The following is an 11,847-nucleotide window of genomic DNA, read 5'->3' as shown; positions in this document are numbered from 1 at the left end:
CGCTGATGTCCTTATATTCCTGATATCTGCTGCACTACCAGAGACAGACCAATCAAGAGCAAAGCCATCAAAACAACAGAAGAATGCATTGACAGGGAACGGCGCATTGCAGGAAAGCGCGCAGCTTTATACCATGGATAGCCTTCGAGTTGAAGTCGCTCGGCACGATAGCCACGAATCATGGTGTGCATATGCCTGCCCTGTAATGTAGTACCTGCTAGTTGTGCCTTCTAGTGAGCACCTGCTGCAGTACCAGCCTGCATATGCCATATTCCAAAGCGACGGCTCCCAGTTTACCCTCGGGCATCTTGCGGTTCCATTGATGCGGGCCCACTTTCCCCGGGGTGCTATCACCCAGATCCGAGATTCCATGAACGTACCCATCAAGACTCCCGAAGAAATCGAACTGATGCGCGAAGCTGGCCGCCAGGCTGCCAGCGTACTGGAAATGATCACGCCACATGTCCAGGCGGGCGTCAGTACAGGCCACCTTGATCGCCTGTGCCACGACTATATCGTCAACGAGCTCGGTTCCACTCCTGCCCCGCTCAACTATCATGGTTTCCCCAAGTCGATCTGCACCTCGATCAACCATGTGGTGTGCCACGGCATTCCGGATGACAGCAAGAAGCTCAAGAAAGGCGACATCATGAATATCGATGTCACCGTCAAGACAGCGGCCGGTTATCACGGCGACTCCAGCATGATGTTCATCATCGGCGAGACCATCCAGGGCGAACGCCTGTCACGGGTTACCCAGGAATGCCTGTACAAGAGCATGGCCCTGGTACGCCCAGGCGTGCGCCTTTCCGAGCTTGCCCAGGCCATCGAACATCACGCAAAGGCCAACGGCTATTCGGTCGTACAGGATTTCTGTGGCCATGGCATTGGCGCCGGCTTCCATGAGGATCCTCAAATCCTGCATTATGATGGCTATGCTCCCGAAGCTGACATCGAGCTCGCCGCCGGCATGTGCTTCACCATCGAACCGATGATCAACGTCGGAGACTACCGCACCAAGGTGTTGCGTGATGGTTGGACCGCCGTGACCAAGGACAAGGGACTGACGGCTCAGTGGGAACACACCCTGCTGGTCACGGAAACCGGCGTCGAGGTGCTCACTGCGCGCAGTGACGAGGACCTGTCCTTCCTGGCATCCTGAAGGCATCAGGCATGTCGCACGGACATGAAGGTTCACCGACAAGTGGCAGAAATATCGGACAGAGCAGCGACAACGCTGCTCCATGAGCGAACAGCAGGATGCAGCGGGTCAACATGCCGCCCTTACAAGGTGAAAATCACCTGAAGTTGCTTGACCCGCCCCGTGTCCCAGCGGATGTTATCTGCGAGACTGCGCTCAACGCGGTATCATTGAGCGCGGATCACCTTACAGACAGTCCTAATTGACAGTCAGAGCGCTGAGGCGCCCATATGCTCCTGCACCATTATCGCTTCGCCAAGGAACTTGATCTCTTCGATTTCGAGGAGTTTCGTCAACAGCTCGAAGGCCAACGCTCTCCCATTGCACCTTTCAAGGGCGCGCTGAAAGAGATCCAGGCACGGCTTGATGAACACTTTCTCAAAGGTTCCGATATCCGCGACCTGGTGCGGGGGCGCGCAAAATGTCTGGACCACCTGCTGGTCATGGCCTGGTCTCGCTATTCCGGGCTCAACACGGGTATCGCCCTGCTTGCTGTAGGGGGCTACGGCCGCGGAGAGTTGCACCCTCATTCCGACATCGACCTGATGTTCCTGCTTGAAGACGATGACGACACTCCGTTCCGGGAACCCCTCACCGACTTCATTACCTTTCTCTGGGACATCGGCCTCGAAATCGGCCATAGCGTACGCTCGCTCAATGATTGCGAACGCGAAGCCGAATCAGACATCACCGTCATCACTAACCTGCTTGAGTCACGCACGCTGGCTGGCTCGGATCATTTGCGCCAGGCCATGCGCGAGCGCCTGTCGCCAGAGCACATGTGGCCAGCGGACCGCTTCTTCGAAGCTAAATGGCAAGAACAAATCACCCGCCACCACCGCTTCAACAACTCCGAATATCACCTGGAACCCAATGTCAAAACCTCACCCGGTGGGTTGCGCGACATCCAGATGATCGGCTGGGTGGCCAAGCGCCATTTCGACACAGAAAGCTATGAAGAAGTGGTCGCCCAAGGCTTCATGAACGACGCAGAGCACCTCATCCTGAGCCAGGGCCAAGCGTTTCTGTGGCAGGTCCGCTACGCTCTACACATGATCACCGGTCGTGCCGAAGACCGTCTGCTGTTCGATCACCAGAGCGCCATTGCCGAGCTGTTTGGCTATCGCGACACTCCCGAGAGACTGGCTGTCGAGCAGTTCATGAAGCGCTACTATCGCCATGTCACCGCTCTTGCGGGGCTTAATGACATGCTGTTGCAGCACTTCGACGAGGTTATCCTGCGCTCCGAGACGCCACTGGAAACCCATCCTCTCAATGACCGCTTCCAGGTCACGGGAGGATACATTCAAGCACGCTCACGCAGTGTATTCCGCGACACACCTTCAGCACTGCTCGAACTGTTCTACCTGATGGCCGAACACCCTGAAATCGAAGGTGTACGTGCCGATACCATCCGCCTGATCCGCGACCATCGCCACCTGATCGATGACCGCTATCGCGCCAACCCAAGCCACCGCGAGTTGTTCCGGGCACTGCTCCAGTCAGGGGGCAATGTAGCCCGCCAGCTCAGGCGCATGAATCGCTACGGCGTGCTCGGCAAATACCTGCCGGAGTTCGGCCAGGCTGTAGGGCTGATGCAGCACGATCTGTTCCACATCTACACCGTGGATGCCCACACCCTACGTTTGCTCAAGTGCCTGCACGGTTTCCGCAAGCCCGATGCCAAGAAAGACTTTCCAGTGGCAGCACCGCTGGTTCACCAGTTACCCAGCATGGAAATTCTATGGATCGCCGGTCTGTTCCACGATATCGGCAAAGGGCGCGGCGGAGACCACTCCATCATTGGAGCACGCGACGTTGAAGCCTTCGCTGAACGCCATGGCCTGTCCGACTGGGAAACCCGACTGGTCAGCTGGCTGGTGGAACATCACCTGCTGATGTCGATGATCGCTCAGAAGCGCGATCTGACGGATCCGGAGGTGATACACGACTTCGCCTCCACCGTCGGCGACGAAATTCGCCTGGACTATCTCTATGTGCTGACCGTGGCCGATATCACCGCCACCAACCCGACACTCTGGAATGGTTGGCGTGCTTCACTTCTACGCCAGTTGCACTCAGAAACCCGACGCGTCCTTCGCAGGGGCCTGGAAAATCCGCTGGCACGAACCGACTGGGTACGTGAAACTCGCCAGGAAGCTCATTCCCTGCTCGCCACCATGGGAGCGGACATGGCAAGAGTATCCGCCCTGTGGCAGTCACTCGGCGAAGATTATTTCCTGCAATATGCCCCCAGCGAGGTGGTATGGCAGACCCAGGGCATGCTTTCCCATCGCGGACAGGACCTGCCCCTGGTACTGATCAATGCGCCGACCGCCGACATGGCTGAAGGTGGCACCAAGGTGTTCATCCATGCTCGTTCGGTCGACGACCTGTTCGCCGCCACCGCCGCTGCCATGGAACAGCTTGGCCTGTCGATCCACGACGCCCGCATCGCCACCTCAAAGAACAACTGGACACTCAACACCTTCATCGTGCTGGATGAACAAGGTCAGCCGATCCGCGACCCTGCTCGTCTTGATGCCATTCGTCTCCATCTGGTCGAGGAGCTCGATGATCCTGACGACTACCCAACCATCGTTACCCGCCACACACCGCGACAGCTCAAGCATTTCCAGGTACCTATCCAGGTCGCCATCGAGCAGGACTCCAACGGAGAGCGCACCCTGCTCGAACTGATCGCCCCCGACCGCCCAGGCCTGCTGGCCCGCGTAGGCGGCGTCTTCATGGAACTTGGTATTACGTTGTCTGCGGCCAAGATTGCCACCCTGGGCGAGCGTGTCGAAGACGTGTTCTACATTACCGACCGTGAAGGCAACCCGATTACCGATGAACAGCGACAGCAGAAGCTTCGCCAGCGCCTGATAGAGATACTAAGCCTCTAGAGGCCGATAGCACTTCACCTCATCCACTGTCCAGGGTTGTCGCCTGAATTTCTCCACAAGTTGCTTATGGTCAATTCTTCTAGGCCATATCCATTAGAATATTGGATAAGATCGGAAACCCGATGATAGGACATGGACGTCGCCCCCTTTCCCACGCTGGCTTGTCAAGCAAGTGCACGCAGGAACGCTGGACCAGGTGCCGCAATCAACATCGTGACTGAATGCTGTTATCCCATGGTTGAACCTGTATCCCGAATCATGCACGCCTTGCGACAGCGAGCCCTGTGGCTCCTGCTGCTCGCACCAGGTATCGCCATAGCTCTGACACCGCCCAGCCAGCCAGCCAGTCTGGCCGAGGAGTTACTGGTTTATCCAACCAGCGAGTCTCCTGCGTCCTCGACACGGCTCACAAGTGACGCAAGGGATGCTGCGGCCCCCACTGGAGTGAACAGAAACCGAGGGATCACAGCAGGGTTCCTGTCCTATGACATCGGCACCAGCTACGGGCAACTGCCCGCCAATCGTTCTGATCATCACTACAATGCCAACCTGACGCTAGGCTTCAATGCCGGCTCCTGGCGCCTGCGCCATACAGCCAACGCCCGACAGGAAGATCATCAGCCCAACCAATATGACGCTACACGCAGCTACGCCCAGCGTGACCTGGAGCAGTTCAACTCTTACCTGACGCTGGGCCAGTACGCCACACCGGGAGAGCTGTTCGATGGGGTTAACTTCGACGGAATCCAACTGCGTAGCGATGACCGGATGCGCCCCAGGAACCAGCGCGGATATGCTCCTGTGATACGTGGCATGGCACAGTCTCCCGCCACCGTCACAGTGATGCAGCAAGGTTCCGTGATCTACGAGACCAAGGTGTCACCAGGTGAGTTCGTCATTGATGACCTGATTGCTCCCGAGAACTCTGGCGACCTGGACGTATCGGTCCAGGAGGAAGATGGCACGATGCGCTCCTTCAGTGTGCCCTATCTTTCCGACCTGGGACTGTCACGCCCCGGTACTTCGAGCTACACCTTCAGCCTCGGACGCGTACGTGCATTGCAGCATGCCGATGCACCGTGGTTCAGCCAGACCACATGGCGGCATGGGCTCAGCAACAGCACCAGCCTGTACACCGGAAGCATCTTCTCTGATGGTTACGCATCACTGATGGCGGGCAGTACGAGCGCTACTCCACTGGGAGAACTGAGCGCTGACATCACATCCGCCTGGGCGGACGACATCCTGGACGCCCATCCCGACAATAGCCAGTTGAGAGGCGAGAACTATCGCATCCGATACCATCATCTCCTGGATATCACGAACACCTCCGTCGCCCTCACTGCCTACCGCTTCTCCAGCGAAGACTATGTGAGCCTTGCAGACTATTCCGCACGCCAGGATGACAGCAATGAACGCAATCGCCTGCAGATGACCATCAGTCAACCCCTGGGAGGCTGGGGACAGTTGGATCTGAGCGGCATTGACCGCCACTACTGGGACGACACTGACAGCGTCACTACCTACCAACTGGGCTATCGCCACGACTTTACCTGGGGCAATCTACACCTGACAGCAGGCCAGGATGTGAAGGACAAGACCCCCAACAGCCACTATATGGCCAGAGTCAGTATTCCACTGGGATCAGGTACAGAAACGCCAGGCCTCGGCGCGCAGTATCAACCACGCTTCAGCACCAGTGTTTCCGAAGAACTGGGCCCCAATCGCCAGATCCGTTATCAGGCCAACGCCAGCGTTGCGGGAGAACAGGGCACGACTCTGGATGACTACGCCACGAACCTGCAATGGAAAACGCCAGCCACGCTGTTCGGTATCGATGTCAGTCGAGAAAAGTCGGGAGTCCGGTACAACTCCTCACTCAGCGGCACCTTGCTGGCCCACTCAGGCGGCCTGGTTCTGAGCCCGAACCGTGGTGACACCATGGTGCTGGTGAAGCCAGCCAAACTCGACACAGGGCCTTCCGGCTTCTCTTATAACCGTTATATCAGCACCGCTAGCGACCAACTCGTGACCGGTCTCTCCCCGTATCAAAGCAATAGCGTTCCGTTCGAGACCAGCGCTGAAGGAAGTTGGGATATCTCCCGTCAGGATATTATCCCGACGCGCGGCGCCATCATCGTCATTGACGAGGATCAGTATCCTTCTACCTCGACCATCGGCGTCTACCACCAACTCTCCCATGAGACAGAAGAGCCACAAGCGCACCCAGAACAGTAAGGCTGACATCAATGAGATCTGCCCCTGAATCCCCACCCACTCTCGAGACAGCACTCTTTAAAAGATAACTCCTCTCGCCCTCATGGCTCTCCGCAAAGGATTCGCCTGGCCACGGCATTTGAGGCCGCCTGCCAGCTTCCCTATAATCGTGGTCCGGTGCGTTCCACGCATCCTGCGCCCCAAGAAGGCGCCAGCATACACGCTTGGCATACAACGACGCCTGAAGGCGCGCCTGGACACTCATGAATCCTGATATCAACGCTCTCAAGCCCTACCCCTTCGAGCGCCTGGCGGCGTTGAAGGCCGGACTTACGCCCCCTGTGGGCCTTTCACACATTCCGTTGACCATCGGGGAGCCCAAGCATGCGCCCTATCAGGCTGCGCTTGATACCCTGGTGGCCAATCAGAGTGAATTCTCTCGCTATCCGACCACGGCCGGTTTGCCTGAATTACGTCAAGCTATCGCACACTGGCTGACCAACCGCTTCAACCTGAATGGTCTGGATGCTGAAAGCCAGGTACTGCCGGTCAATGGCACCCGCGAGGCCATCTTTGCCTTCACCCAGGTTGCCCTTGATCGCCAGCGCCCTGCTCGGGTGGTCGTGCCAAACCCGTTCTACCAGATCTACGAGGGCGCCACATTACTGGCTGGTGGTACGCCTCTGTATCTCGGTTGCAGTGCCGACAATGGCTTTCGTCCAGATTTCGATGCGCTGGATGAAGCCACTTGGCGGGACGTCCAGCTGGTCTATCTCTGCTCGCCAGGCAATCCGACAGGTGCAGTGACACCCATTGAAGAATTCCAGCAACTGATTCGCCTGGCAGATGAGCATGACTTCATCATTGCCTCGGATGAGTGCTATTCAGAACTGTACCTGGACGAACAGACTCCACCACCAGGGCTGTTGCAGGCTGCCAGTGCCATGGGCCGCCATGACTTCCGGCGCTGCGTGGTATTTCACAGCCTCTCCAAGCGCTCCAACCTGCCAGGCATGCGCTCCGGATTCGTGGCGGGAGATGCCGAGATCATCAAGGCGTTCCGCCACTACCGGACCTACCATGGCTGCACCATGCCTGTCCCCGTCCAGTTGGCATCGATTACCGCCTGGAATGATGAACAGCACGTCCGCGGTAATCGCGATGCCTATCGAGCCAAGTTCGAAGCCGTCACGAATATCCTGTCGCCCGTCATGGACTTCCCTACCCCGCAGGCCAGCTTTTACCTATGGCCATCGGTTCCTGGCGGTGATGACGAGGCCTTTACTCGCCGCCTGTTTGCCGAAGCTCATGTCAGTGTGTTGCCTGGCAGCTATATGGGCAGGCCGGGCCAGGATGGCATCAACCCAGGGAGTGGGCGCCTGCGTCTGGCGTTGGTCGACGAACTAGAGCCAACCCGCGAGGCTGCCGAACGTCTGCGCCGACTCATCGAGCAGGGCTGAACAAGCTCGGGATCACCGGATTGGAGAACATCGTGTTGACACTTTACGGAATCAAGAACTGCGATACCTGCCGCAAGGCCAGCAAGGCTTTGGAGAACAAAGGTCATGCCTTCCAGTTTCACGACCTGCGTCAGGATGGTCTCAGCGCTGAGCTGCTCGACCGGTGGCTTGCGGAGCTTGGCCTCGCCACTACGCTGAATAAACGCAGCACTACCTGGCGCAACCTCTCCGATGAAGACAAGGCTGCAGTCGAGGGTGGCGATATCACTCAGGCCAAAGTGCTGCTCCTTGCCAATCCAACGCTGATCAAGCGCCCCTTGCTCGATCTAGGCGAGCGCATCCTCGTCGGCTTCAAGCAAGCCGACTACGACGCCCTGTGAGTCCCAGACGATGAAACACAGGCTTGTCTGAAAGCGCTCGCTCACCCACCTTTCATCATGTTATTTCAAGGAAACAGCCCCATGCTTAGCTTTGCTCTCGGAATTGGCACTCAAAACACTCAGGGCGATTGGCTGGAGGTCTACTACCCTGCACCATTGCTCAACCCAGAGGCCAGCCTGACCGAGGCTGCTGCCAAGGCGCTCAATGCCCCCAGCGGCAACGCCGTCGTCAGCTTCCTGCCAGAGCACTGCGCTGCACTGGCCGCAGCACTGCGTGAGGCCGGCCATGGCGCCCAGGCAGAACTGGCCGAACACCTGGCGGCGAGCCAGCGTCCGCTGGTCGCCACCTTCCTGGCTGAGGACACCCCACCCCAGAACGCAGCGGAGGTCTATCTCAAGCTACACCTGTTGTCCCATCGCCTGGTCAAGCCTCACGGCCTGGACCTGAACGGCATGTTTGGCCTGTTACGCAACATCGCCTGGAGCAATGAGGGCGCCATCGACATCGAAGAATTGCCTGCACGCCAGCTCAAGGCACGCCTGGAAGGTCGAGCTCTGTCCGTGGACTGTGTCGACAAATTCCCCAAGATGACCGATTACGTGGTACCGGCCGGTGTGCGCATCGCAGATACCGCACGGGTACGCCTGGGGGCTTACCTTGGCGAAGGCACCACCGTCATGCATGAAGGCTTCTGCAACTTCAATGCCGGCACCGAGGGACCGGGCATGATCGAAGGTCGAATTTCCGCTGGCGTCGTGGTTGGCAAGGGTTCTGACCTGGGAGGCGGTTGTTCGACCATGGGCACGCTTTCCGGCGGTGGCAACATCATCATTTCTGTCGGCGAAGGTTGCTTGATCGGTGCCAATGCCGGCATCGGAATCCCTCTGGGCGATCGCTGCACCGTGGAAGCGGGCCTGTATATCACGGCTGGTGCCAAGGTCACGCTGCTCGACGACAAGGGCCAGGAAGTGCGTACCGTGGCTGCTCGCGAACTGGCCGGCCAGCCCGACCTGCTGCTGCGCCGAAATTCCCAGAATGGCCGCATCGAGTGCCTGACCAACAAGAGTGCCATCGCGCTCAACGAAGCTCTCCACGCCCATAACTGATTCCCTTCGGATGCGGCGGCCCATTGCCGCCGCATCCGTGGAGACCATTCGCTTCGAGATACCTATGCCCACGACGTCCACGACCGACAACATTGATAACGCCGAGAACCTGTCGCCCACCCTGGAACTTGCCTTGGAGCTGATCCGACGCCCTTCCGTGACCCCAGACGATCTTGGCTGTCAGGCTCTGATGATCGAGCGCCTGAAGCGCCTTGGCTTCCATGTCGAGCGCTTGCCTTTCGGCGATGTGGAAAATTTCTGGGCAGTACATGGCCACCATGGCCCAGTGCTAGCTTTTGCCGGCCACACTGATGTTGTCCCCACCGGCCCGGAAAGCCAGTGGAAAACCCCACCTTTCGAGCCTGTCATCGATGCCAATGGCATGCTGCGTGGGCGCGGTGCAGCAGACATGAAAGGTAGCCTGGCTGCGATGATAACGGCAGTGGAACGTTTCATTACCGAACATTCCGAGCACGACGGCCGCATCGCCTTTCTGATCACCTCTGATGAAGAAGGCCCTGCCGTAGACGGCACAAAGGCTGTCGTCGAGCATCTACGCGAACGTAACGAACGACTCGATTACTGTATCGTCGGAGAGCCATCCTCCACAGAACGTCTTGGCGATGTGATCAAGAATGGACGGCGCGGTTCGCTGGGTGGAGTGCTGCGTGTACGTGGTATTCAGGGCCATGTGGCCTACCCGCATCTGGCACGCAACCCCATCCACCAGATTGCTCCCGCCCTGGATGCCCTGGCCAATGAGCACTGGGATTCTGGAAACGACAGCTTCCCTGCCACCAGCTTCCAGATCTCCAATATCCGCGGAGGAACCGGAGCCACCAATGTGATTCCCGGAGAGGTCGAAGCCATCTTCAACTTCCGTTTCTCTACGGAGACAACGAACGAGGCGCTGCGTCAACGCACCGAATCGATTTTGCGTGAACACGACCTGGACTTCGATATTGACTGGACGCTCAACGGCCAGCCCTTCCTGACACGGGAAGGCGCCCTGGTCGAGGCGGCTATAGACGGCGTCGAGCACATCACCGGTATCCGACCCGTGCTGTCCACCAGTGGAGGCACCTCGGATGGCCGTTTCATCGCAACACTTGGCACCCAGGTAGTCGAACTGGGGCCACTCAATGCTACCATCCACCAAGTCGATGAACGGGTACAGGCCTCGGATCTGGATGATCTCAGCCGGATCTACGAAGCCATCCTGGTGCGACTGTTCGCCACTGATGGCCATTGGGGGATCACGCATGGTGATGGATGAGAACTACCCGGATATCGAGATCTATCTAGCACACGCCGATATCGAGCGCATCAATGCCTGGCTGAATGACGCGATCCAGGCGCTGCCTCTGACAGCCCGAGGCAAGTCCAAGTGGCTGACAACGGGTGAACGGAATGGCAACGATATCCCTGTCATGCTGGTCACCAGGGCGGCCGACGGGTTTGCCAGCCTATGGTTCGATAGCCCAGCCACGCCCTGGTCCAGCGATAGCGACTGTGCAAGAGCCGCAGCTCTTGCCCTGGAGTGCGAGGTGCGCTGCTCTCTGGGTGGTTGGCAGCCAGGTGATGATCCAGACCGCTTCCTTCAGGTATTGCCGGATGGTAGTGAAGGCCCCATCAACTGGCCAGACTCAGGAACCTGAAAAAAACAGCGCCCCGCGATTGCGGGGCGCTGTCATAGCGTGGCGTAAATCAAACTGATCAGGTAATCACAGTGACATCGTCGGCCTGCAGGCCACGCTCGTTCTCTACAACGTAGTAACGGACCTTCTGGCCCTCAGCTAGTGTACGATGACCATGGCCGCGAATGGCTCGGAAGTGCACGAACACATCCTCACCGCCAGCTCGGGTAATAAAGCCATATCCCTTGTTGACGTTGAACCACTTCACTTCACCGATTTCGCGATCATCATCCAGTGTCTCAGCCTGGCTGGCCAACTGCGGTGTGAAAGCATTGGTGGCGAGGGTAGCGACCATAAGCAAGGCGAAAACCGCCACAACTGCACCAAGATAACCAGTGAGCACTTTTTCATCTTCCGCCAGGTTTACCAGTTCCTCTACAGTAATCCCGGTAAGCAGGCTGATCATCAGGGCAATCAATAATGGAGACGGTGTCGCCAGCAACAAGCTGACAAGACTGCAACGGAAAATAACCCTTCTCTTCATGGACCTTGAATACTCTCTTTTATAGTGAAAATAGGTGGAATGACCATGAGACCCTTCACCACTCCCCTGCCTCCTTTGCTTGGGGCGCCGTGCGGATCTTGGCGGGTGACACGATGAACAATGACACACCGCAGCGAGAGTCTATCACGGAGACAACCGAGTCGTCCGCCGAAACGGCACAACGACTGGAAGCCATCGAAAGTCGCTTGGCCTATCAGGAACACTGGCTGGATACTCTGGATGCCGCTATAGCGCAGCAGGAGCGCCGCCTGATGGAGCTGGAGCGCCTATCACGACTGATGCAGGAGCGCATGCGCGAGCTACGCTCTGCGGACAGCCTGGGACAAGCACCCGGGCCGGAGGATGAACTACCGCCACACTACTGAAAAGCCAGG

General features: G+C 58.0%; 10 protein-coding genes. 9 read left to right on the top strand and 1 reads right to left on the bottom strand.

The features are described from left to right. The first annotated feature begins 370 nt into the window (after positions 1 to 370). From map to E4T21_RS02945, 8 genes are all read left to right on the top strand, one after another. The gene (map, locus tag E4T21_RS02980) at positions 371 to 1,162 is read left to right on the top strand and encodes a type I methionyl aminopeptidase (protein ID WP_149283380.1); all 792 of its coding nucleotides are present in this window, start codon (positions 371 to 373) and stop codon (positions 1,160 to 1,162) included. 269 nt (positions 1,163 to 1,431) lie between these two features. Continuing rightward, positions 1,432 to 4,107 carry a [protein-PII] uridylyltransferase gene (locus E4T21_RS02975; RefSeq protein WP_149283378.1) on the top strand — a complete coding sequence of 892 codons (2,676 nt, stop codon included), beginning with the start codon at positions 1,432 to 1,434 and terminating at the stop codon, positions 4,105 to 4,107. A 132-nt stretch (positions 4,108 to 4,239) separates the two neighbouring features. Next, a complete protein-coding gene (locus tag E4T21_RS02970) occupies positions 4,240 to 6,345 on the top strand; it encodes a fimbria/pilus outer membrane usher protein (RefSeq protein WP_149283375.1) in 2,106 nt (701 codons plus the stop codon). Between the two features lie 242 nt (positions 6,346 to 6,587). Continuing rightward, positions 6,588 to 7,784 carry a succinyldiaminopimelate transaminase gene (dapC, locus tag E4T21_RS02965; RefSeq protein WP_149283373.1) on the top strand — a complete coding sequence of 399 codons (1,197 nt, stop codon included), beginning with the start codon at positions 6,588 to 6,590 and terminating at the stop codon, positions 7,782 to 7,784. 32 nt (positions 7,785 to 7,816) lie between these two features. Next, the gene (locus E4T21_RS02960) at positions 7,817 to 8,164 is read left to right on the top strand and encodes an arsenate reductase (protein WP_149283371.1); all 348 of its coding nucleotides are present in this window, start codon (positions 7,817 to 7,819) and stop codon (positions 8,162 to 8,164) included. An 81-nt stretch (positions 8,165 to 8,245) separates the two neighbouring features. Beyond that, positions 8,246 to 9,271 (top strand): 2,3,4,5-tetrahydropyridine-2,6-dicarboxylate N-succinyltransferase, encoded by a 1,026-nt coding sequence (gene dapD, locus E4T21_RS02955; protein WP_149283369.1) that lies wholly within the window; start codon positions 8,246 to 8,248, stop codon positions 9,269 to 9,271. 64 nt (positions 9,272 to 9,335) lie between these two features. Continuing rightward, positions 9,336 to 10,547 (top strand): succinyl-diaminopimelate desuccinylase, encoded by a 1,212-nt coding sequence (gene dapE / locus E4T21_RS02950; RefSeq protein WP_149283367.1) that lies wholly within the window; start codon positions 9,336 to 9,338, stop codon positions 10,545 to 10,547. After that, positions 10,540 to 10,929: a hypothetical protein gene (locus E4T21_RS02945; protein ID WP_149287004.1), complete on the top strand. Its 390-nt coding sequence runs from the start codon at positions 10,540 to 10,542 to the stop codon at positions 10,927 to 10,929. The genes dapE and E4T21_RS02945 overlap by 8 nt, the downstream gene beginning before the upstream one ends. A gap of 58 nt (positions 10,930 to 10,987) precedes the next feature. Here the strand turns inward: E4T21_RS02945 and E4T21_RS21530 are convergent, their stop codons facing one another. After that, positions 10,988 to 11,452 (bottom strand): cold-shock protein, encoded by a 465-nt coding sequence (locus E4T21_RS21530; protein WP_149283365.1) that lies wholly within the window; start codon positions 11,450 to 11,452, stop codon positions 10,988 to 10,990. 113 nt (positions 11,453 to 11,565) lie between these two features. Here E4T21_RS21530 and E4T21_RS02935 point away from each other — a divergent pair, with 113 nt between their 5' ends. Next, complete coding sequence (locus E4T21_RS02935; protein WP_149283363.1) at positions 11,566 to 11,838, top strand: SlyX family protein; 273 nt, start codon at positions 11,566 to 11,568, stop codon at positions 11,836 to 11,838. The last annotated feature ends 9 nt before the right edge of the window (positions 11,839 to 11,847 follow it).

Source organism: Halomonas binhaiensis (assembly GCF_008329985.2).
Lineage (GTDB): Bacteria > Pseudomonadota > Gammaproteobacteria > Pseudomonadales > Halomonadaceae > Halomonas > Halomonas binhaiensis.
This window is presented reverse-complemented; position numbering and strand designations above follow the sequence as displayed.